Below are 21,930 nucleotides of genomic sequence, written 5' to 3' on the forward strand. Positions count from 1 at the left end.
TAAAACTGATTACTTCTAATCGCTTTAATTTTATGTAATTTCTGTTGTGAATATTCTTCTATTTTATTTATCCTCATAAATTTTCCCTCTTTCTCTATTGCATGAATATTATTTGAATAATTACTATCATTTTATTCTTTTTAAATAACTCCCATATCCACTTTTACATAAGGGTTCAGCAATTTCATTTAATTGTTCTTTGGTAATATATCCCATTCTATAAGCTACTTCTTCAATTACACCTATCTTTAATCCTTGTCTTTCTTCAATAACTTGAACAAATTGACCTGCTTGCATTAACGAAGTGAAAGTTCCTGTATCTAACCAGGCTGTTCCTCTGTCGAACACTCCTACTTTTAACTTGTCTCTCTTTAAATACTCTTTATTAATATCTGTAATTTCATATTCACCTCGAGCTGAAGGCATTATATTCTTTGCTATTTCTACTACATCATTATCATAAAAATACAATCCTGGAACTGCATAATTCGATTTCGGATTCTCTGGTTTCTCTTCAATCGAAATCACATTATTATCATCATCAAATTCTACCACTCCATATCTTTCAGGATCATGAACTTGATATGCAAAAATAACACCTCCTTTTTCTTTTGTAGAATTCTGAAGTAATTTAGACATTCCACTTCCATAAAAAATATTATCGCCTAATATCAAAGCTACTTTATCATCACCTATAAACTCTTCGCCAATAACAAATGCTTGAGCTAAACCATTTGGTTTTTCTTGAACTGCATATGAAAATTTACATCCTATTTTACTACCATCTCCTAATAATCTTTCAAAATGAGGTAGATCATGTGGCGTTGAAATTATTAAAATCTCTTTAATTCCTGCCAACATTAATGTAGACAAAGGATAATATATCATGGGTTTGTCATAAATAGGCATTAACTGTTTGCTTATAACTAAAGTTAAAGGGTGAAGCCTTGTTCCTGAACCTCCTGCTAAAATTATTCCTTTCATTTTATATGTTTTTATTAAGCATTTTTCTCAAACTATCACCCCAGTTTGGTATTTCAATATCAAATGTTTCTTTAATTTTGTTTTTGTTTAATAAAGAAAAACTAGGACGCTTAGCTTTAGCTGGGAAATCTTTAGTTAAAATCTTATTCACTTTACAATCGAATTTCATAATTTTCTGTATTTCAACAGCAAAATCATACCAAGATATTTGTCCTTCATTAGAATAATTATAAATTCCTGACTTCCATTTTTTAAATGCTATAATTTGTAAAATAATTTCAGCTAAATCTTTTGCATATGTCGAACTTCCTATTTGATCTGAAACTACAGAAATTTCATCTCTACTCTCCATAAGTTTGCACATTGTTTTTACAAAATTATTCCCATAACGAGAATAAACCCAAGATGTTCTAAAAATCATATACTCATTACAGTTCTGTATTACCTTTTTCTCTCCTGCTAGTTTTGAAGCTCCATAAGTATTAATTGGGTTTGTTATATCGTCTTCCTTGACTGGCAAACTGCTTGTCCCATCAAAAACATAATCTGTTGAAATATGAATTAATCGAGATTTATTTAATGCACACCACTTACTAATAGTATCTACAGCTTTATCATTTATTAAAAACGCAATCTCTTTTTCATCTTCAGCTTTGTCAACTGCTGTGTAAGCTGCAGCGTTAATTATGTAGTTTGGCTTTTCTTTACTTAACACCTTCAATACTGAATATGAATCATTTAGAGGCATTAAACTTCTATTTACAAATACAAATTCAAAGTTATTAAACTCTTTCTCTAAATCTCTCAATTCTGAACCTAACTGTCCATTACTACCCGTTACAAGTATTTTATTTTCTGAAGATCTCATTAAAATTAGGCAAAATTAAATCTTTGTCTGATACCTTTATATTTTCTTTGTTTACCCCCCAATTAATATTTAAAAAAGGATCATCATATCTAACACCTTGCTCAGATTCTTTGTTATAATAATTATCACATTTATAAAAAAACACTGCCTCTTCAGAAAGAACAGAAAACCCGTGCAAAAAGCCTCTAGGAACAAAAAGTTGCAAATTATTTTCTGCAGATAATTTAACTGCTACATGTTGACCAAAAGTTGAAGAATTTGGTCTAGCATCAACTGCTACATCAATTACTTCTCCTTTCAAAACCCTTACTAATTTTGCTTGAGCGTTTTCTCCTTTCTGTGCATGTAATCCTCTTACTACTCCTTTATATGAAAAGGATTGATTGTCTTGAACAAAATTAACATCTAGGTTAGTTACATCTTTAAATATTTTATTGTTAAAACTTTCAAAAAAATAACCTCTATCATCTTCAAACTTTTTGGGTTCTATTATATAACAACCTTTCAAGTGAGTTTCCTCTATCTTCATAGTATTTATTTTCTATATTGAGCTTTATAATATTCTTGGTAATCTCCAGATGTAATATTATTTAACCATTGTTGATTATCCATATACCATGCAATAGTTTTGGCCAAACCTTCTTTAAAAGTAACTGATGGTTTCCAACCTAATTCTTTATTTATTTTTGAAGCATCTATAGCATACCTTAAATCATGTCCTGGTCTGTCTTTAACAAATGTTATTAATTTCTCACTTTCTCCTTCATCTCTTCCTAGAACTTCATCCATTTGCTTACACAATTCTTTTACAAGATCGATATTTTTCCATTCATTAAAACCTCCTATATTATATGTTTCAGCATTTTTTCCTTCATGAAAAACTAAATCTATAGCTCTTGCATGATCAATTACATATAACCAATCTCTAGTAAATTTTCCATCTCCATAAATAGGTAAACTTTTTTTATTGATAATATTATTAATACATAGTGGTATTAATTTTTCAGGAAAATGATTAGGCCCATAATTATTAGAACAATTAGTGATTACAAATGGTAATTTATAAGTTTCTCCATAAGCTCTTACGAAATGATCTGAACTTGCTTTTGATGCTGAATATGGAGAATTTGGGCTATATGAAGTTTCTTCCGTAAAAAAACCTTCATCGCCTAAAGCCCCATAAACTTCGTCTGTACTTATATGGTAAAATCTTTTACCTACAAAATCTGCTTGATGAGTATTTTTAAAAGCATTAAGTAAATTTAATGTTCCTAAAATATTAGTTTTTGCAAAAGATAAAGGATCAAGAATAGAGCGATCTACATGTGATTCTGCAGCTAAATGAATTACTCCATCAAATTCATACAATTTAAAGAGTTCATTTATAGCATTCTCATTTATTAAATTCTCTTTTATAAAAGTATAATTAGGTTTATCTTCTATATCTTTTAAATTCTCTAAATTACCAGCATAAGTTAGTGCATCAAGATTGAAAATATGATAATTTTCATATTTATTAACTAACAACCTCACTACATGAGAACCAATAAAACCTGCCCCTCCTGTAATTAATACTTTTTTCATTTTCTGGTTGTTTTGAAACGAATTACTTCCCTATTCTAAAATACTCAAAGCCTTTTTCTTCTAGATTATAAGCCATATACTGATTTCTTCCATCAAAAATAATTGGCTGATTTAATTCTTTTTTTATTTCCTCAAAATCAGGAGATCTAAACTCTTTCCATTCAGTTAATAAAATTAAAGATTCAGCATTATTTAAAACATCATATTTTTTATCAAAATACTCAACATTTTCCACCCCTTTTAAGTAAAAATGCTGAGCTTCTTCCATTGCTTTAGGATCGTAAGTTTTAACCTTAGCTCCTCTTTTCACTAATTCTTTTATCACGTATATTGAAGGAGCTTCACGCATATCGTCTGTTCCCGGTTTAAAAGAAAGTCCCCATATAGCAAACGTTTTTCCTGTTAAATCTTCTCCGTGACGCTTTACAATTTTTTCAGCTATAACAAACTTTTGCCTATTATTAACTTCCTCAACAGACTCTATAAGTTGAGCTCTATAATTGTGTTCTTCTGCTATTTTCTTTAACGCCTTTACATCTTTAGGAAAACAAGACCCTCCATAACCGCAACCTGGGTAAATAAAACTATATCCGATTCTAGAATCTGATCCTATACCTAATCTAACATTATCAACATCAGCACCTACTCTTTCACAAATATTTGCCATTTCATTCATAAATGAAATCTTAGTTGCCAACATTGCATTCGCTGCATACTTTGTCATTTCAGCAGAGCGAACATCCATAGTTACAAAACGATCATGTGTTCTAAAAAAAGGACTATACAATTCCTTCATTTTCTTAAAGGCTTTATCCGATTCTGCCCCTATAACAACACGATCTGGTTTCATAAAATCATTGATCGCATCTCCTTCTTTTAAGAATTCTGGATTTGAAACGACATCGAAACTTATATCTAAACCTCTTTTATCTAACTCTTTTACTATCGTTTCTTTAACCTTATCAGCAGTACCAACAGGAACTGTAGATTTATCAACTACAATAAGAGATTTTGTCATTTTCTCTCCTATTTCTTTTGCTACTGACAAAACATATTGTAAATCGGCAGAACCATCATCTCCCATTGGAGTACCAACAGCAATAAAAACCACTTCTGCATCTTTAATTGACTCCTCTAAATTTGTAGTAAAGAACAGTGTCTTTTTATCTACGTTTTTAAGAACCATTTTTTCTAAACCTGGTTCGTAAATTGGTATTATACCTTTATGAAGGTTATTAATTTTATTTTGATCTATATCTACACAGGTAACCTTGTTACCCATTTCAGAAAAACAGGTTCCAGAAACTAATCCAACATAACCTGTACCTATAACAGCAATATTCATATATTATTTATCCTTAGCTTTTAAACTCTCCTTTTCAGCCACTTCTTTTCTTAAGCCACTACTAGAAAATCTATGCTCTCTTTTATTAAAATATAATTTAATTCCTTTTTTTTCACAATAATCTCTTCCCGTAAACATTTTACTTGCATATTCATCTCCTATAATTCGAACATCAATATGAAAAGACCTTAAAACATCTTCTAAATCTTGTTCTGTAGCATAAGGTACAATCTCATCTACATATTTACACCCTCTTAATTGAATATACCTCTCTACTACAGATTGTACAGGTTTATTTTTCTCAGGTCTATCTAATGTAGGATCTGTTTGAAGTCCACAGATTAGGTAATCGCACTGACGTTTAGCTTCTTCTAACATTTTTATATGACCTGCATGTAGCAAATCAAAGGCACTAAAAGTTATACCTACTTTCATAATTTCTGTTTCTTTTAATAAACAAATATATTAAGTTAATTTATTTTGAAAAGCCTTTTTGCTCTTAATTAACGATTAATTCATCTATAAGCAAATAATTTAAAGTGTTTTATCTTTTAAATGTACCCCTAAAGTATTTTTTACATCATAAACAACTGCTTTATCTTTCTTTAAAATACTTAAATCAACATTCATAAATTCCTTATGAGCTACTGCTAAGATTATAGCATCATATTTTTCTTTTGGAATTTCTTGCGTTGATTTTAATCCATATTCTAAAAACACTTCTTCTTCATTTGCCCAAGGATCATAAATATCTACATTTAACCCATATTCTTTTAAAGCACGAACTACATCTACCACTTTAGTATTTCTAACGTCTGGACAGTTTTCTTTAAACGTAACTCCTAGAATTAAAACTTTAGCATCTTTAATTCTTAAATCGTTACCAATCATTAGTTTTATAACCTCTGACGCTACATACTGCCCCATGCTATCATTTAATCTTCTTCCTGCCAAAATAATCTCAGGATGATAACCAAATTCTTGTGCCTTTTGCGCTAAATAATATGGATCTACACCAATGCAATGCCCTCCTACTAACCCAGGTTTAAAAGGTAAAAAATTCCACTTTGTCCCTGCAGCTTCTAGTACATCATGAGTGTTTATCCCCATTAAATTAAAGATTTTAGCCAACTCATTAACAAAAGCAATATTTATATCCCTTTGAGAATTCTCTATTACCTTTGCTGCTTCTGCTACTTTAATTGTTGGAGCTAAATGTGTTCCAGCAGAAATTACTGATTTATAAAGATCATCTACTACTTTTCCAATTTCAGGAGTTGATCCAGAAGTTACTTTTAAAATCTTATCTACCGTATGTAATTTATCCCCAGGATTTATTCTTTCAGGTGAATATCCAACAAAGAAATCTTGATTGAATTTCATACCGGAAACTTTCTCTAAAACAGGCACACAATCTTCCTCTGTAGCTCCTGGATAAACTGTAGACTCATAAATTACTATATCGTCTTTCTTTAAAACTCCACCAACTGTTTCACTAGCTTTTATTAAAGGTGTTAAAACTGGACGATTATTTTTATCTGTTGGTGTAGGTACTGTTACAACAAAAATGGTACAATCTTTTAAATCATTTATATCAAAAGAACAATACAAACCTTTTGAACTAGTATTCTCATCAACTATAACAGAATTCAACACCTCGTTATCGACTTCTAAAGTTGAATCCACACCCGATTTTAATTCCGCTATTCTTTCTTTATTTATATCAAATCCAACAACTGAATATTTAGTAGCGAATAACCTAGCCAAAGGTAAACCTACATATCCTAATCCTATAATTCCTATTTTTGGTTGACTCATTACTTTATAAATTTTCCCAATACCATTTTACAGATTCTTTTAACCCCTCTTGAAGCGAGAATTTTGGATCATAACCTAACAACTCTCTACCTTTATCTATATTTGCCAAAGAATGAGGAATATCTCCTTGTCTGTTAGGACCATGTTTTACTTCTATCTTCTCAATTGACTTATCAAAAACTGACAAATATTCTTTTAAATACCCAACAAGATCAAGTAATGTATTTCTTTCTCCAAAGGCTACATTATAAACTGTATTTACAGCTTCTTCTTTATTTGCAACTAGAGATAAAAGATTTGCTTCTATGACGTTATCAATATAAGTAAAATCTCTAGAGTAAGTACCATCACCATTAATAACTGGAGACTCATTATCCATCAATAATTTAACAAACTTAGGAATTACAGCAGCATAAGCCCCATTAGGATCTTGCCTTCTTCCGAAGACATTAAAGTACCTTAACCCAATAGTTTCTATACCATATGTTTTTGAAAAAACATCAGCATACAATTCATTCACATATTTTGTGATCGCATAAGGAGATAATGGTTTACCAATTTTATCTTCAACTTTAGGCAAAGCTTCAGAATCACCGTAAGTGGATGAACTAGCTGCATAAACAAAACGCTTAACACCTGCATCTCTAGAAGCTACTAACATATTCAAAAAACCTCCAACATTCACATCATTAGAAGTAATAGGATCTTTTATCGATCTTGGAACCGAACCTAAAGCCGCTTGATGTAAAACATAATCAACTCCTTTTACAGCTTTATTACAATCTTCTAAATTTCGAATATCTCCTTCTATGAGCGTAAATTTAGGATGATTTAATAAGTGCTCTATATTACTTTTTTTACCTGTTGCAAAATTATCTAGACAAACCACTTCGTTATCTAATTGAATAAGTTTATCACATAAGTTAGAACCTATAAAACCTGCTCCGCCAGTAACTAATATTTTTTTATTTTGAATTGTACTTGAATTTATTTCCAAAACTATATTAATTTAATTCTCTTTATTTACACAAATAAGGATGTTTAAATCCTTTATTTATAATTTTCGTATTTCTGATATTATAAACGGTTTCTATTGAAGCTCTAGCTTCTTGTAAAGAAAATCCTTTCCCGCTTAAAATCTCCTGATATGTTTTAGTATGAAGATCTGTAAATCCATCACTAAACTCAAGTTCCTCTCCATCAACTACAATGGACCTATAAGTTCTCTTCCCTGATGTAATGATTTCATTTGGCAAATCACATTCATCAATAGACAAAAACCATCTTACCCTTGCATTTTCGAGTTCCAAATAACCACTAGCTTTATTAAACTCTCTTAAATACACATCACTTTCTTGCTCTTTACCAAAAATCCAAGTTAACATATCAAAAAAATGTATTCCGATATTGGTAATTATCCCTCCTGATTTACTTTCATCTCCTTTCCAAGAAATTCCATACCAATTTCCTCTAGAAGTTATATAAGTTAGATCTATTTCGTATTTACTCGTCTTTTTTTGACTTATAATTTTATCCTTAAGCGCTATTACACTCGAATGTAATCTTAATTGCAAAACAGCATTAATACTATTCTCACCCTCAGCCTCAATAGCCTCTAAAGCATCAATATTCCAAGGGTTTAATACCAAAGGTTTTTCACATATAGCATCTGCTCCTCTTCTCAAAGCCATTCTAATATGCGAATCATGAAGATAATTCGGAGTACAAACACTCACATAATCCAACTGAACGTTTTCTTGTCTCTTTAACTTTTCTATGTAACGATCAAACCTTTCAAACTCAACAAAAAAACTTGATTTAGGAAAATAACTATCTAAAATACCGACACTATCATTTTTATCTAATGACGCTATTAGATTATTTCCTGTATCTTTAATTGCTCTTAAATGCCTTTCTGCAATATAACCAGCAACACCTATAACTGCAAAGTTTTTCATTTAGCTTCTATTCGCAAATATTAATTTACCTTCTCGACATTTTCATTAATCAATCTATACAATTGACCACTTTCTTTACAAACAGCCATACCTTCATTATTAAAATTTAACTTATGGCCATATTCACTTACCCAACCTGTCTGAACCGAAGGATTACCTATAACCAAAGCAAAAGGTTTTATATTTTTTGTTACAACGGTTCCAGCACCAACAAATGCATATTCTCCTATAGTGTTTCCACAAATTATTGTAGCATTCGCACCAATTGTCGCTCCTTTTTTGACTAACGTTTTTTTAAACTCTAATTTTCTATTTATTGAACTCCTTGGGTTAATCACATTTGTAAAAACCATGGAAGGCCCTAGAAAAACATCATCTTCACAAACAACACCTGTATATATAGAAACGTTATTTTGAACTTTTACATTATTTCCTAGAATCACTTTTGGTGAAACAACTACATTTTGCCCTAAATTACAAAACTCTCCGATTTTACTATCAGACATAATATGTGAGAAATGCCAAATCTTAGTCCCCTTTCCTATCTGAGAACCCTGATCAATTACAGCAGTTTCATGAGCAAAATAATTTATTGGATTTTTCAAAAAATTAAAACCGTTTGTTTGAATTAACAAACCTACAAAAAGCATATTTAATTCAGGGTAAGAAAACAAAAAACCTCAATCTATATAGATTGAGGTTTTGTTTGTGGGCGAAGAGGGATTCGAACCCCCGACCCCTTGGGTGTAAACCAAGTGCTCTGAACCAACTGAGCTATTCGCCCTAATAACTTTTAAGTTTTGTGGGCGCGAAGGGATTCGAACCCCTGACCCCTTGGGTGTAAACCAAGTGCTCTGAACCAACTGAGCTACGCGCCCTAAATCGTTATTGCGGGTGCAAATATAACACTGTTTTTCATAATAGCAATATTTTTTTTCATTTTTTTACTATAAAATTTCTGCCACAGTAAAAGTACTTCCGCCTACATATATCAAATCTTTAACTGAAGACAAAATAAGAGACTCATTGTAAGCCTTTTGAACAGAATCAAAAACATTTCCTTCTAAATTATATTTTTTTGCTTCTTCACTTAATTTTTTTTCTGAAAGTCCTCTTGGAATATTTGGTTTACAAAAATAATATGTTGCTTGAGTAGGAAACATTGGTAAAATCTCTTCTAAATTTTTATCTGAAACAACTCCTAAAACAATATGTAATGTTTCATAATCTTCTTCTTGAAGTTGTTTTAACACATATTGAAGACCTTCTTTATTATGTGCAGTATCACAAATTACTTTTGGAGATTCTTGTAAAATCTGCCATCTTCCTTTTAGATTTGTGTTACAAACTACATTACTTAACCCTTTTTGTATATGTTCTTCATTTACTCTAAAACTAGAAAGTTTAGTAATTGCTGTAACTGCTGTTTTTATATTTTTCTGTTGATATGACCCTAGTAAATCGGTTTCAAAACTAATTCCTTTATTATCTGAAGCAAATACAATTTCAGAAGATAACTCTTGTGCTTTATTTTTAAAAATGCTTTCTGTATCTTCATCTCGCTCTCCAATAACTACAGGAATTCCTTTTTTAATGATTCCTGCTTTCTCTACAGCTATTTTCTGAACTGTATCTCCTAAAATCTGTACATGATCTAATCCTATATTGGTGATTACAGAAACTTCAGGAGTTATGATATTTGTAGAATCTAAACGTCCACCTAGCCCAACTTCAATAACAGCGATATCAACATTTTCTTTAGAAAAATATTCGAAAGCCATTCCTACTGTCATTTCAAAAAAAGACAAGTGATTTTCTTCAAAAAAACTTTTGTTCTTTGTTATAAAATCGACAACATTATCTTCTTGAATCTCTTTCCCATTAATTCTAATTCTTTCAGTAAAACTTTTTAAATGAGGAGAAGTGTATAATCCAACTTTATAACCCGCTTCCTGTAAAATTGAAGCAATCATATGACTCGTAGAGCCTTTTCCATTAGTTCCTCCTACATGAATCGACTTAAACTTATTTTCTGGATTACCTAAATGATTAGACAATTTAATAATGTTAGATAAATCTTCTTTGTAGGCAGTTTTTCCCTGACTCTGATACATCGGTAATTGGTTAAACATCCAATTAACCGTTTCTTGATATGTCATATTAATTATAGACTACTTTGATAATGAGAATTTGTAAATAATGGTTCCTCTTTGTTTATTTGGAGCATTCCCATCAGGGTTCCATTTAGTTTTTAACGCTGCTTCTTTAGCCGCTTTAAATAAACATGGAGCAGAATTAGTTGTTCCTCTTGCTCCAGGTGAAGCTTTAATTACACTTCCATCTTTATTAACCTCTATACTTACCACTACAGTACCTTCTTCTTCACAATCTGGTTTTTGCACGGGTTTAGACAAAGCTTTTCTTCCTGCTAAATTATAATTACCTCCAGAACCTCCTCCAGCTTCTCCATAATATTTATTAGAATCAGGATCACCTTTTTTATCACCTTTTACTCCAGTTTGAGCATCATCCCCTTCTCCTTTTTTCACTTCTCCATCTGGTGAACTTCCTTTTAATAAACTATTTAAAGCATCTGTTGCAGCTTTAGATGGTTTTGGTTTTGGCTTCTCTTTAGGTTTTTCTTCTTTAACCTCCTTAACTTCTTTAACAGGTTCCTTTTTTTCTTCATTTTTTTCTACAACAGGAACGTCTTCTTTAGTTGTATCATCTGTTATTACCTCTTCAGCGACTTCTTCTTTAGGTTGCTCTTCAACTTTTTCGATTTGCTCTTCAACCTCTTCCTCTTGAACTTCTTCGGCTTTAGGTTGCGTAGCTTTTACTTTTTCAACAAGTTCTCCACTTCCAACCTTAGAATCTCCATAATTAATAGAAACTCCATATTCAACAGGAGGATCCATATAGCGCATACCAAAACCATACATCATTAGAAGTATTAATAGTAAAAGTATTGCTGTAATTATAGCAGACTTTCTTTTATGTATTGTATCAAATACTTGCATTTATCTTCCTTTAACAGCTAAGATCATCTTCAATTTATTCCTGTTTGCAATATCAATTACCTGCATTACATTTTTATATGGAACATTTTGATCTCCTCTGATTACAACTGTTTTTTCTTTATTTACACCTACTTTATTTAACAATTCTTGCTCCAAACTGTTTGAAGAAACTTTTGATTTATCTATATAAAAATCTGAATCTTTTGTAATGGTAACTGCTACTGAAGTTTGGTTCTCTGTTTTTCCACCTGCTTTTGGCAATAATACATCTATAGCACTTACAGTTACTAATGTAGACGTTAACATAAAAAATATTAACAGTAGAAAAACTATGTCTGTCATTGAAGACATATTAAAGTTCGGATTTACTTTATTTCTCCCTCTTAAATTCATTACACTGGCTCATTTAATAAATCTAAAAACTCTACAGACTTAGCCTCCATTTGGTACACCACTTTATCTGTTCTTACAACCAAATGATTATATGCTATATAAGCCACAATACCAACTATTAAACCTGCTACTGTAGTTGTCATGGCTGTATATAAACCATCTGATAACATTTTAATGTCTATCTGACCTCCTGAATTTGCAATCTCGTGAATCGCTACAATCATCCCTATTACAGTTCCTAAAAAACCTATCATAGGTGCTGCACCAGCAATTGTTGCTAATACAGATACATTTTTTTCTAATTTATATACTTCTAACTTACCTGCATTTTCTATTGCTGTATTGATATCATCTAAAGGTTTTCCTATTCTAGAAATTCCTTTCCCAACCAATCTAGAAGATGGCGTGTTTGTACTTTCGCATAATGCTTTAGCAGAATCTAGATTCCCATTTAAAACAAAATCTCTAATCTGATTCATGAAATTACTATCTTCTTTAGAAGCAGATTTTATAGCAAAAAAACGTTCAAAATAAATGTAAAGTGCAACTCCTAACAAGACAAAAAGAATAGCGATTATAATCTGACCTCCTAATCCTCCATCTTTTATTAACTGAATAATTGATAATGTTTTTTCTTGTGATGCTTCTTCTAATACTTGCTCAGCAGTTTCCTGAATAAATAATAACATATACTATTCTTACTTTTAAATATTTAAACGAATTGTTTGCTTGAAAATTTCAACATAGGATTTTAAAATTAAACGTATTATCTTTTTTTTAACTTTTTAAAAGAAAAATAACAACAACGTTACACTTCCAAAATCCACTTTATTTAAGTCATACCACCTTATGTACAACATAAACAAATATATTCATTATAGATTGAATAATAAGTTGTCTTTTACAATGAAATTAAAAATTTAACGGCTAAACCATTTCGTTGTATAGTTAGATACAATTCCGTTATCGAAATGGATATGAAGAAACTTCTTCTTAAAAAAATTCGAGTTATTAATCTTATACACCCAAGTATTACCAAAGTGATTTTTATAACATGAACCCATAATATTTTCAACGGTTTTCTTACTCAGACTTAGTAAATCATCAAAATTATTAAAAAAAGAAAATGATTGGTATTCAGAGGAATTTTTAAAATTATCTAAAATTTTCTCATATAAAACATCACCTCTAGTTTCTTCGGAAGAAACACCACCAAACGTTCTTGAATTAAATGTTGTTTCTACTTCATGATTTATTACTACCTCTTCTTTAACATCTTTATTTCTTACTAAAATTTCACTAGCTAACTGTAAATAACATTGCGCTCCAACACAAGCAACATCAAATTCAATAACACTTTGACCAAAACTTGGCGCTTGAGTAATTTTAGAATTACGCTCTATCAACGTATTAAAAACAAGATCTTTAAAATAACTACGCACATAATCAACAACTTTATTAGAAAGATTTAATCGTTTATCATACATTGTAAGTAGAAAACCTTCTACATGTAACTTTTCATTCATTTTCTTTTGTACAAAACGTACAGTTTTCAAAAACTTGTGTAAACCTTCTAATGCATAATAATCACATTGAACAGGAATAAGAACAGCATCTGAAGCAGCTAATATTTCTAAATTTTTCGCTTTAAAAAAAGGAACACAATCAATTAGAATATAATCATAAGAATATTTTATTTTATGTAATGCTTTTTGAAATTTTGATACTACGGAAGGCTTCTCAAAAAAATTTAAATCTTCGAAAAAAGGAAATAAACAAACATTTGGAGCATTTGTTTTTATGATGTTATTTTTAATAACTGATGTAAAATCCATATACTCGAGAGCTGAATTATTAAGTTGATCTGCTCCAAAACCAAAAGATACAGAAGCATTAGCTTGAGGATCTGTGTCAATTATCAGAACTTTCTTTTCTAAGACACCAAGTGCCGCAGACAAATTAACACAAGTTGTAGTTTTCCCTACGCCTCCTTTTTGGTTACAAATAGAAATTATTTTTCCCATGTTGAGTTCTTGATCTAAAAAAACTAAGCTAAAAAGAAATAGAATTTTATATAGCATTCAACAAAATGAGATTTTCTACATCAGTTTTGAAGAGTTAAAAAGGGAAGCACTTTATAAAACAAAACCTACCATCACTCATAAAAAAAATAACAGTAAACAATTCATTTTTAACTAAAAACGTATTTAAAGGATTATATCTTATAAAGCTAAAAAAAATCCTGAATTTTAAAAATTCAGGATTTTCTATAAAGAATACTATATTTTCTTACAGCATAACTTTTACTAAAACATAACCTAATACACCTAAAACAATAGTATAAGGAAGTGCCATTTTCACCATCTTCCCGTAAGATAAATTAATCAACGGCGCTAAAGAAGATGTTAATAAGAATAAGAAAGCTGCTTGTCCGTTTGGAGTAGCTACACTTGGTAAATTTGTTCCTGTATTAATTGCTACAGCTAATTTTTCAAAATGTTCTCTAGTGATTGCACCACTTTTAAAGGCATTTTCTACTTCTCCAATATATACTGTTGCTACGAAAACATTATCACTAATTGCAGATAAAAACCCATTAGCAATGTAAAATAATCCTGGTTGAGATGCAGGATCTTGCTTAAGAGCCCAAGCAATAATAGGACTAAATAAATGCTGATCGTGAATCATTGCTACAATTACAAAGAATACCACCAATAAACCTGTAAAAGGTAAAGCTTCTTCAAAAGCATGTCCTAATTTATGCTCATCAATAATACCCATAAAGGCAGTTTGAACAATAATTAATGCTAAACCAATAAAACCTACTGGCGCAATATGTAAAGCCAAACCTGCTATTAACAAAATTGCAGAAACTCCTTGTACAATTAAACCGTACTTTTCGCCATCAGTTCTTTTATTATCTTCTTCTATAGTATAATTTTCAATAATTTCGGCAGCTACTTCTGGTAATTTAGCTCCAAAACCAAACCAACCTGTGGTTTCAAGTACAACTGTAGTTAATAAGCCTGCTAGTAATACAGGAATTGTTATAGGTGCCATTTGTAAGAAAAAATCTATAAAATCCCATCCTAATCTTTCCCCTATTAATAAATTTTGAGGCTCACCAACTAAAGTACAAACCCCACCAAGAGCTGTACCAACAACCCCATGCATAATTAAACTTCTTAGGAAACTTCTAAATTGCTCTAATGTATCTCCACTTAATTCTTTACGATCTAAAATTCCATCTTTATCATGATCTGCAGAACTTGATGATATTCTATGATAAACACCATAAAAACCTACTGCCACACTTATTAAAACAGCAGTAACTGTCAATGCATCTAAAAACGCAGATAATACTGCTGCTAGGAAAACAAATAAAAGTGATAGAATAAGTTTTGATTTAATTTTAGTAAACACTTTACTAAAAATATACATTAATAAAGGTTTCATAAAATAAATCCCAGCTACCATAAACACTAAAAGTAGAACTACCTCTAAATTTTGATCTACTTCATGGTAAGCATTTTTAGGTGTTGTTAACCCCAACGCTATAGCTTCTATAGCTAACAAACCTCCTGATTGTAGAGGATAACATTTTAATGCCATTGCTAATGTAAAAATAAACTCACCTATAAATAACCAAGCTGTGATTGTTTTACCAAGAACGAAATAGGAAAAGATATTAAAAACTATAAAACCAATCATGGTCATTTTAAACCATTTTGGACTATTTCCTAAAAAGTATTTTAACATAATTGTACTTATTTGATTAAATTAATTCCTTTAGGGCGATTTCAAACGCCGTTTCGCTAATATTTGTTTTAGAGGGATTATTAGCATGTGCTTTTACTAAAGCATTTTTTATAATTTCTGATGTATCATTAAAAATTGATTCATCATTCATTGCAACTCTTTTTTCCATAAAGTAAGCAAACACTCTTGCCATTCCACAGTTTGAAATAAAATCTGGAATTAAACTTACTTTTTTATCTGTATTCTCCATTATTGGTCCGAAGAAAATTTCTTTATCTGCAAACGGAACATTTGCACCACATGAAATAACTTCTAAACCAGTATTAATCATTTGATCAATTTGTTTTTGAGTAATTAATCTTGAAGCAGCACAAGGAGCAAAAATCTCACAAGGTAAATTCCACACTCTAGCATTCATTTCTTCAAATGGAATCATATTTTCAGCTACTAAAGTATTTCCATCTTTATTCAAGAATAACTCTTTAATTTCTTCAAACGTAAACCCTTCTTCATTAATTACTCCACCAACTCTATCAATAATACCTACTACTTTAGCTCCCATTTGGGCTAAATAATATGCAGCAGCAGATCCAACGTTACCAAATCCTTGAACTACTGCTCTTTTCCCCTTTACATCTCCACCATAAATATCATAGTAATGCTTAACTGCTTCAGCAACACCGTAACCTGTAATCATATCAGCCACCGTATATTTCTTAGTTATATTAGGAGAAAAATCTTCGCTCTCTATAACTTTAATTACACCGTGACGTAGTTGACCTATTCTATTTATTTTATCCGCTTCTGTTGGTTTAAAATGCCCGTTGAAAACTCCTTCTTGTGGATGCCAAACACCACAATCTTCAGTAATTGGAATTACCTCGTGAATTTCATCTACATTTAAATCTCCTCCTGTTCCATAATAATTCTTTAATAAGGGTGCTACAGCTTTGTACCATCTTCTTAACACACCTTCTTTTCTAGGATCTCTAGGATCGAAGTTTATACCAGATTTTGCTCCTCCAATAGAAGGACCAGAAACCGTAAATTTCACTTCCATAGTTTTAGCAAGTGACATCACTTCGTATTTATCTAATCCTTGTCGCATTCTAGTACCTCCACCAGCTGCTCCTCCTCTTAAAGAGTTTATTACCGTCCATCCTTCTGCTTCTGTTTCTGGATCTTTCCAATTAAAAACTACTTCTGGTTGCTTTTCTTCGTATTTTTTTAATAATTCTTTCATGATTTAAATAATTAATAAGATTGTTGTTTGTTGAAATTTCTTTTGTTTTTATTATTAAATCATGTAAGCTAAAGTTGTGTCATTGTATTCTTTTTAAAAAATTAGTTTAACTTATCTCGCAAACTTACCAAAAAAATAGATTTTTTATAGCACAAATACCCACACATTATTTATAAAAATCTTCTAGTTATTAACACTTTCTATAAAATATATAATGGTATTTGAAGATCGTAGCAATTTAGCAAAGAAACTTTTGATACAAAAAAAGTTTCCGTAGTTTCTTTTTCTTTTAACATTTTTTTTAGAGTGTAAAAAGTTTACTCATTTTTGTAAATAACGCCTGACGAATGATCTCTATTAGCACCAGTTACTGATTTTAAACAATTTACTTCTCCGTTTAACTTTAATAAACCTAAAAAAGCAAAAATGAGTGCCTCCTTATATTCAATCAAGTTTTTTGAAACTAAATGAATTTTTGTTTGTGTGATATTTTCAATTTCTTGAATTAGAAAAGTATTGTAAACACCTCCGCCTGTTATCAACACTCTTTTAGAATTCTTAATAACTTTACTTATTTGCATCGCACTATGTCTTACAAATGTTTTTAAAATTGTAGGAATATCTTTTTCTAAATCATTGATTAGCGGAAAAACTTTTTCTTGAACCCATTCTAAACCTAAAGATTTTGGTGGTACTTTTTTATAAAAATCTAGAGCATTTAGTTTATTCAATAAATCTAAGTTTATATTACCTTTAGATGCAATTATACCATTATCATCATACTCGAAACCTAATTTTCTTACATAAAAATTAAGCACGATATTAACAGGACAAATATCAAAAGCTATTCTTTCTTTATCATTCTCAAAAGAAACATTTGCAAAACCACCTAAGTTCACACAAAAATCATATTCCTCAAATAGTAATTTATCTCCAATAGGAACTAAAGGAGCACCTTGTCCTCCTAGATTAACATCTTGTGTTCTAAAATCATAAACGACCTGTTTATTAGTTTCTTCGGCTATTTTTTCACCATTACCAATCTGTAATGTTATCCCCTTATCTGGTTGATGAAAAACTGTATGACCGTGAGAAGCTATAAAATCTACAGTTTCAATATTAAACTTTTCTATAAAATCATTTACACATTTCCCTAAATAAACTCCATAATCATCATTAACTTCTTGGAGTTCATCTTTATTTAATGTTATAGCATTTGACAAAATAGATTTCAAATTAGTATTGTATGCCTTAGTTTCAGCATGTATAATTTTAAAATCTTTGTAGTCGAAGTTGTTGAATTTCACGTAAACTAAATCCAAACCGTCTAAGGAAGTCCCCGACATTAATCCTATTGCGTATCTAAACTCATTCTGCATAAGGTAAAAATATAAAAGCTATTGAAAAAATAATATTAAAAAGGTATCTTTGGGCTCGTTTTATACAAATTTAATATAACTATAACGATTTAGTATGGATTTTAATCTTACAGAGGAGCATTTAATGATTCGAGACGCAGCTCGTGATTTTGCTCAAAATGAATTATTACCAGGTGTTATTGAAAGAGATGAAAAACAACAATTTCCTGATGAACTAGTGAGAAAAATGGGTGAACTTGGCTTTATGGGAGTAATGGTTGATCCAAAATACGGAGGTAGTGGAATGGATACTATTTCTTATGTATTAATTATGGAAGAATTATCTAAAATAGATGCTTCTGCTTCTGTAATGGTTTCTGTTAATAATTCACTTGTTTGTTATGGTTTAGAAGCTTACGGTACTGAAGAACAAAAACAAAAATACTTAACAAAACTAGCAACTGGTGAACAAATCGGTGCTTTTTGTTTAAGTGAACCTGAAGCAGGATCTGATGCAACTTCACAAGCAACAACTGCTGAAGACAAAGGTGATTATTATTTATTAAATGGGACTAAAAACTGGATTACTAATGGTGGACGTTCTGATGTATATTTAGTAATTGCTCAAACAGATAGGGCAAAAGGACACAGAGGTATTAATGCTTTTATCGTTGAAAAAGGGATGGAAGGATTCCATATTGGTCCCAAAGAAGACAAACTAGGAATCCGTGGTTCTGATACTCATACATTACAATTTAACGATGTTAAAGTTCCAAAGGAAAATAGAATCGGTGAAGATGGTTTTGGTTTTAAATTTGCTATGAAAACATTATCTGGTGGTCGTATCGGAATTGCTTCTCAAGCATTAGGTATTGCTGCTGGAGCTTATGAACTAGCTTTAAAGTATTCTAAAGAACGTAAAGCTTTTGGTACTGAAATTTGCAACCATCAAGCTATTGCTTTTAAATTAGCTGATATGTATACTGAAATTACAGCTGCACGTCATTTAGTAATGCAAGCTGCTTGTGATAAAGATAACGGAAACGATTATACTCGCTCTGGAGCTATGGCTAAATTATATGCTTCTAAAGTTGCCATGGAGCAAACTGTTGAAGCTGTACAAATTCATGGTGGAAATGGATTTGTAAAAGAATATCACGTTGAACGTTTAATGCGTGATGCAAAAATTACTCAGATTTACGAAGGAACTTCTGAAATTCAAAAGATTGTAATATCTAGAAGTTTAATCAAAGAATAATATTTCTACATAAATTTACCTGAAAAAACCTGTTCAAAATGAACAGGTTTTTTTTATTTTAGATAATAAAACGATCTCAAATGAAGTTAACCCCAAATTGGAATGGTCGAATAATTTTTGATATTGAAAAACAAGATAATTTTAGATATAAGAATAGAGAATCTAAAGAATTTAAGAGAGGATATCAAATAGAAATTCAACAAAATGATTTGAATAAATTTGAAGTTTATTACCCGAACTCAATTTTAAATCAAATAAAACTATTTAATGAATATGAAGATTATATAAAAAGTGATTCCAGTGCTAATACTAAAACAATTTTTTATGAAGTAGATAAAAACTATGCTTTTGAAAATGTTATTAATAGAGATGAAATAATTAATTCTATAAAAAAAGATGGTAATCTACTCGTAAAACAAATTCCGAATGAAGAAGATCAAGAAGACTTTACTTATACTATAAAACTAATTTGTGAATCTGATAATAGATTTTACAAATACATTTTAGATGACATAATAAAAGTTCATTTTAATTATGGTCTTCATATAGAATCTGGTTATTATTTTAACCTCGGTAAAACGTCTATTTCCAAAAAGGTTTTAAAGAAAATATTTTCAAAATCAAAATATGTTTTACATAAAGAACACTTTATGCGTCATGAAATAACCAATGAATTTATTATTGTAGAATTTTTAAAAATTTCTGAAAACTTTTCTTCCGATAATCATGCTAATTGGAAGCAAATTGAAAATAATTTTGCTAATGGTGAGTTTTGCCCTAAAAAATGTAACAACTTAACATTTACTCATGAAATTTTCTTTTATAATTTAGAAGATAAAATTCTTGATTCATACAGTAAAACAGAAGTTATCGACACAAAAGATATGCGTAAAGAAATCCTTCACAAAATAAATAATATTTACTCTTAAGGTAATTCTATTTTAATTTTCTATGAATTCATTTTAGGTATTGAAAATGTAAACCGAACACCTTGTTTGTTATCTTTCCTTTTACTTAAATTAATAGTACCATTTAACCTAGTTATTATTGATTTTATCGTAGCTAAACCAATTCCTGTATTTTTAAAATTAGTTTCTCCTAAAGTTTCGAACATTAAAAAAACTTTATTATAGTATTTTTCAGGAATCCCAGGTCCGTTATCTTCATAAACAAACTCTAAAATATTATCTTTTTTATTATAACTCAAAAACACTTCACACATCTCTTTATCATTAAACTTGTATGAATTCGTTAATAAATTTTGAAAAATTTGAATAAAGCAAATTTTAGAGTGATAAATTTCTTCATCTAATTCTTCTAAATTAACTGTCAATTTATTTTGAAGATCACAATTTTTTATAACATCATTTAAAAGTATTTTTAAATTAAATTTTTCTAAATAAACATCTGTATTTGTAACCTTAGAATAAAGTAATAATTGATTAATCATAGATTCCATATACGTTGCTCTGGAAGAGATAAGATCTAAAAACTCTATCGTTTTTAAGTTTTCTTTTGAATCTTTTATATCTTCTTTTATAAATAGAGCTAATGAATTAATACCACGAACGGGAGTTTTTAAATCATGCGTTAATCTATGTGTAAATTGGTTTAATTCGTTATTTAACCTTGAAATTTCATTATTTGCTTCTTGTAATTTTAAATTTTGCTTTCTTAATTCTAACAAACTCATTACTTGTTGAGATAATGCTTTTAAAGATTCTTTTTGTCCTTCTGTGAGTGACATTCGAGGCTCACTATCTATAACACATAAAGTTCCAAGGGCAAAGCCGTCTTTTGTTTTTAAAGGAGCACCTGCATAAAATACTACATTAGGCTCACTAAGTGTTAACGGGTTATCTCTAAAACGTATATCTTTTGTAGCATCGGGTACAATAAACAATTCATCAGGATCTAGAATCGTATGAGAACAAAATGCATATTCTCTTGGAGTTTCTGTAGCATCAATACCATATGCTGATTTAAACCATTGTCTTTCTGGATCAACTAAAGAAACTAAAGCTATAGGAGTATTACAAATTTCTGCAGCTATTTTAGTTATATTATCGTAATCTTCTTCTGGAAGCGTATCTAGAATACTATAGCTTTTTAACCTCTGTATTCTTTCTTCTTCATTCTTAGGAATACTTGCTGTTTGCATAAAGTAAATTTAACGGGGGTAAATAATGATACATTTATCATATTTAAATTAATAGATTTTATAAATCTTTATTTACTCCTAAGGCCATACACCTTAAATATAACATAATAATTTCAAAAATAAAAGTGAAGAATATAATATTCAGTGTTTTACCCTTGATTCAAACTATAAAATTTTTGTT

The 21,930-nt window shown here is 30.1% G+C and carries 21 protein-coding genes and 2 tRNA genes; 2 read left to right on the plus strand and 21 right to left on the minus strand.

Going from position 1 to position 21,930, the window contains the following annotated elements:
* Window positions 1-126: 126 nt before the first annotated feature.
* The 20 genes from rfbA to ACSIGC_RS06180 all read right to left on the minus strand — a co-directional run bounded on the left by rfbA (window position 127) and on the right by ACSIGC_RS06180 (window position 18,351).
* Window positions 127-984, minus strand: a complete 858-nt coding sequence (rfbA, locus tag ACSIGC_RS06085) for a glucose-1-phosphate thymidylyltransferase RfbA (protein ID WP_442267257.1) — start codon at window positions 982-984, stop codon at window positions 127-129.
* Between the two features lies 1 nt (window position 985).
* Window positions 986-1,852 (minus strand): dTDP-4-dehydrorhamnose reductase, encoded by an 867-nt coding sequence (gene rfbD / locus ACSIGC_RS06090; RefSeq protein WP_442267258.1) that lies wholly within the window; start codon window positions 1,850-1,852, stop codon window positions 986-988.
* Entirely contained in the window at window positions 1,833-2,381 is a 549-nt protein-coding gene (rfbC, locus tag ACSIGC_RS06095) for a dTDP-4-dehydrorhamnose 3,5-epimerase (protein ID WP_442267259.1), read from the minus strand. The genes rfbD and rfbC overlap by 20 nt, the downstream gene beginning before the upstream one ends.
* A 5-nt stretch (window positions 2,382-2,386) precedes the next feature.
* Window positions 2,387-3,436: a dTDP-glucose 4,6-dehydratase gene (gene rfbB, locus ACSIGC_RS06100; protein WP_442267260.1), complete on the minus strand. Its 1,050-nt coding sequence runs from the start codon at window positions 3,434-3,436 to the stop codon at window positions 2,387-2,389.
* 22 nt (window positions 3,437-3,458) lie between these two features.
* Window positions 3,459-4,781, minus strand: coding sequence for a UDP-glucose dehydrogenase family protein (locus ACSIGC_RS06105; RefSeq protein WP_442267261.1), 1,323 nt, complete (start codon window positions 4,779-4,781; stop codon window positions 3,459-3,461).
* 3 nt (window positions 4,782-4,784) lie between these two features.
* Window positions 4,785-5,216, minus strand: coding sequence for an adenylyltransferase/cytidyltransferase family protein (locus ACSIGC_RS06110; RefSeq protein WP_299714660.1), 432 nt, complete (start codon window positions 5,214-5,216; stop codon window positions 4,785-4,787).
* Window positions 5,217-5,315: 99 nt separating this feature from the next.
* Window positions 5,316-6,599 carry a nucleotide sugar dehydrogenase gene (locus ACSIGC_RS06115; protein WP_442267262.1) on the minus strand — a complete coding sequence of 428 codons (1,284 nt, stop codon included), beginning with the start codon at window positions 6,597-6,599 and terminating at the stop codon, window positions 5,316-5,318.
* 4 nt (window positions 6,600-6,603) lie between these two features.
* Window positions 6,604-7,596: an SDR family oxidoreductase gene (locus tag ACSIGC_RS06120; protein WP_442267263.1), complete on the minus strand. Its 993-nt coding sequence runs from the start codon at window positions 7,594-7,596 to the stop codon at window positions 6,604-6,606.
* Window positions 7,597-7,618: 22 nt separating this feature from the next.
* Entirely contained in the window at window positions 7,619-8,557 is a 939-nt protein-coding gene (locus ACSIGC_RS06125) for a Gfo/Idh/MocA family oxidoreductase (protein WP_442267264.1), read from the minus strand.
* A gap of 20 nt (window positions 8,558-8,577) precedes the next feature.
* Complete coding sequence (locus ACSIGC_RS06130; RefSeq protein ID WP_442267265.1) at window positions 8,578-9,162, minus strand: acyltransferase; 585 nt, start codon at window positions 9,160-9,162, stop codon at window positions 8,578-8,580.
* A gap of 104 nt (window positions 9,163-9,266) precedes the next feature.
* Window positions 9,267-9,341 (minus strand) — tRNA-Val (locus ACSIGC_RS06135).
* 19 nt (window positions 9,342-9,360) lie between these two features.
* A tRNA-Val gene (locus ACSIGC_RS06140) sits at window positions 9,361-9,435 on the minus strand.
* Between the two features lie 69 nt (window positions 9,436-9,504).
* Window positions 9,505-10,716: a bifunctional folylpolyglutamate synthase/dihydrofolate synthase gene (locus ACSIGC_RS06145; protein WP_442267266.1), complete on the minus strand. Its 1,212-nt coding sequence runs from the start codon at window positions 10,714-10,716 to the stop codon at window positions 9,505-9,507.
* A gap of 12 nt (window positions 10,717-10,728) precedes the next feature.
* Window positions 10,729-11,577, minus strand: coding sequence for an energy transducer TonB family protein (locus ACSIGC_RS06150; protein ID WP_442267267.1), 849 nt, complete (start codon window positions 11,575-11,577; stop codon window positions 10,729-10,731).
* Complete coding sequence (locus tag ACSIGC_RS06155; protein ID WP_299675134.1) at window positions 11,578-11,970, minus strand: ExbD/TolR family protein; 393 nt, start codon at window positions 11,968-11,970, stop codon at window positions 11,578-11,580. It abuts the gene before it with no gap.
* A complete protein-coding gene (locus ACSIGC_RS06160) occupies window positions 11,970-12,659 on the minus strand; it encodes a MotA/TolQ/ExbB proton channel family protein (protein ID WP_442267268.1) in 690 nt (229 codons plus the stop codon). Before ACSIGC_RS06160 ends, ACSIGC_RS06155 begins: the two co-directional genes overlap by 1 nt.
* 231 nt (window positions 12,660-12,890) lie before the next feature.
* Complete coding sequence (locus ACSIGC_RS06165; protein WP_442267269.1) at window positions 12,891-13,994, minus strand: ParA family protein; 1,104 nt, start codon at window positions 13,992-13,994, stop codon at window positions 12,891-12,893.
* Between the two features lie 265 nt (window positions 13,995-14,259).
* Window positions 14,260-15,729 carry a sodium/proton antiporter NhaB gene (gene nhaB, locus ACSIGC_RS06170; protein WP_442267270.1) on the minus strand — a complete coding sequence of 490 codons (1,470 nt, stop codon included), beginning with the start codon at window positions 15,727-15,729 and terminating at the stop codon, window positions 14,260-14,262.
* 16 nt (window positions 15,730-15,745) lie between these two features.
* Window positions 15,746-16,972, minus strand: coding sequence for a Glu/Leu/Phe/Val dehydrogenase dimerization domain-containing protein (locus tag ACSIGC_RS06175; RefSeq protein ID WP_442267271.1), 1,227 nt, complete (start codon window positions 16,970-16,972; stop codon window positions 15,746-15,748).
* Between the two features lie 317 nt (window positions 16,973-17,289).
* Window positions 17,290-18,351: an anhydro-N-acetylmuramic acid kinase gene (locus tag ACSIGC_RS06180; RefSeq protein WP_442267272.1), complete on the minus strand. Its 1,062-nt coding sequence runs from the start codon at window positions 18,349-18,351 to the stop codon at window positions 17,290-17,292.
* Between the two features lie 94 nt (window positions 18,352-18,445).
* Here ACSIGC_RS06180 and ACSIGC_RS06185 point away from each other — a divergent pair, with 94 nt between their 5' ends.
* Together ACSIGC_RS06185 and ACSIGC_RS06190 are read left to right on the plus strand one after the other, a co-directional pair.
* Window positions 18,446-19,588 (plus strand): acyl-CoA dehydrogenase, encoded by a 1,143-nt coding sequence (locus tag ACSIGC_RS06185; RefSeq protein WP_442267273.1) that lies wholly within the window; start codon window positions 18,446-18,448, stop codon window positions 19,586-19,588.
* Between the two features lie 80 nt (window positions 19,589-19,668).
* Window positions 19,669-20,517 carry a hypothetical protein gene (locus tag ACSIGC_RS06190; RefSeq protein ID WP_442267274.1) on the plus strand — a complete coding sequence of 283 codons (849 nt, stop codon included), beginning with the start codon at window positions 19,669-19,671 and terminating at the stop codon, window positions 20,515-20,517.
* A 20-nt stretch (window positions 20,518-20,537) separates the two neighbouring features.
* On the opposite strand, the gene ACSIGC_RS06195 is transcribed toward ACSIGC_RS06190, so the two are convergent.
* A complete protein-coding gene (locus ACSIGC_RS06195; protein ID WP_442267275.1) occupies window positions 20,538-21,749 on the minus strand; it encodes a sensor histidine kinase in 1,212 nt (403 codons plus the stop codon).
* Window positions 21,750-21,930 lie beyond the last annotated feature (181 nt).

This window comes from Tenacibaculum aquaeponti (assembly GCF_052084715.1).
In the GTDB taxonomy this organism is placed as follows: domain Bacteria; phylum Bacteroidota; class Bacteroidia; order Flavobacteriales; family Flavobacteriaceae; genus Polaribacter.

Excerpts from the sequence above, each read along its gene's own strand:
- ACSIGC_RS06185 (WP_442267273.1), top strand. The coding sequence starts at position 18,446 with ATGGATTTTAATCTTACAGAGGAGCATTTAATGATTCGAGACGCAGCT.
- rfbC (WP_442267259.1), bottom strand. The coding sequence starts at position 2,381 with ATGAAGATAGAGGAAACTCACTTGAAAGGTTGTTATATAATAGAACCC.
- ACSIGC_RS06115 (WP_442267262.1), bottom strand. The coding sequence starts at position 6,599 with ATGAGTCAACCAAAAATAGGAATTATAGGATTAGGATATGTAGGTTTA.
- ACSIGC_RS06125 (WP_442267264.1), bottom strand. The coding sequence starts at position 8,557 with ATGAAAAACTTTGCAGTTATAGGTGTTGCTGGTTATATTGCAGAAAGG.
- ACSIGC_RS06195 (WP_442267275.1), bottom strand. The coding sequence starts at position 21,749 with ATGCAAACAGCAAGTATTCCTAAGAATGAAGAAGAAAGAATACAGAGG.
- ACSIGC_RS06180 (WP_442267272.1), bottom strand. The coding sequence starts at position 18,351 with ATGCAGAATGAGTTTAGATACGCAATAGGATTAATGTCGGGGACTTCC.
- rfbB (WP_442267260.1), bottom strand. The coding sequence starts at position 3,436 with ATGAAAAAAGTATTAATTACAGGAGGGGCAGGTTTTATTGGTTCTCAT.
- ACSIGC_RS06150 (WP_442267267.1), bottom strand. The coding sequence starts at position 11,577 with ATGCAAGTATTTGATACAATACATAAAAGAAAGTCTGCTATAATTACA.
- ACSIGC_RS06145 (WP_442267266.1), bottom strand. The coding sequence starts at position 10,716 with ATGACATATCAAGAAACGGTTAATTGGATGTTTAACCAATTACCGATG.
- ACSIGC_RS06155 (WP_299675134.1), bottom strand. The coding sequence starts at position 11,970 with ATGAATTTAAGAGGGAGAAATAAAGTAAATCCGAACTTTAATATGTCT.
- ACSIGC_RS06110 (WP_299714660.1), bottom strand. The coding sequence starts at position 5,216 with ATGAAAGTAGGTATAACTTTTAGTGCCTTTGATTTGCTACATGCAGGT.
- ACSIGC_RS06165 (WP_442267269.1), bottom strand. The coding sequence starts at position 13,994 with ATGGGAAAAATAATTTCTATTTGTAACCAAAAAGGAGGCGTAGGGAAA.
- rfbD (WP_442267258.1), bottom strand. The coding sequence starts at position 1,852 with ATGAGATCTTCAGAAAATAAAATACTTGTAACGGGTAGTAATGGACAG.
- ACSIGC_RS06105 (WP_442267261.1), bottom strand. The coding sequence starts at position 4,781 with ATGAATATTGCTGTTATAGGTACAGGTTATGTTGGATTAGTTTCTGGA.
- ACSIGC_RS06190 (WP_442267274.1), top strand. The coding sequence starts at position 19,669 with ATGAAGTTAACCCCAAATTGGAATGGTCGAATAATTTTTGATATTGAA.
- rfbA (WP_442267257.1), bottom strand. The coding sequence starts at position 984 with ATGAAAGGAATAATTTTAGCAGGAGGTTCAGGAACAAGGCTTCACCCT.
- ACSIGC_RS06160 (WP_442267268.1), bottom strand. The coding sequence starts at position 12,659 with ATGTTATTATTTATTCAGGAAACTGCTGAGCAAGTATTAGAAGAAGCA.
- nhaB (WP_442267270.1), bottom strand. The coding sequence starts at position 15,729 with ATGTTAAAATACTTTTTAGGAAATAGTCCAAAATGGTTTAAAATGACC.
- ACSIGC_RS06175 (WP_442267271.1), bottom strand. The coding sequence starts at position 16,972 with ATGAAAGAATTATTAAAAAAATACGAAGAAAAGCAACCAGAAGTAGTT.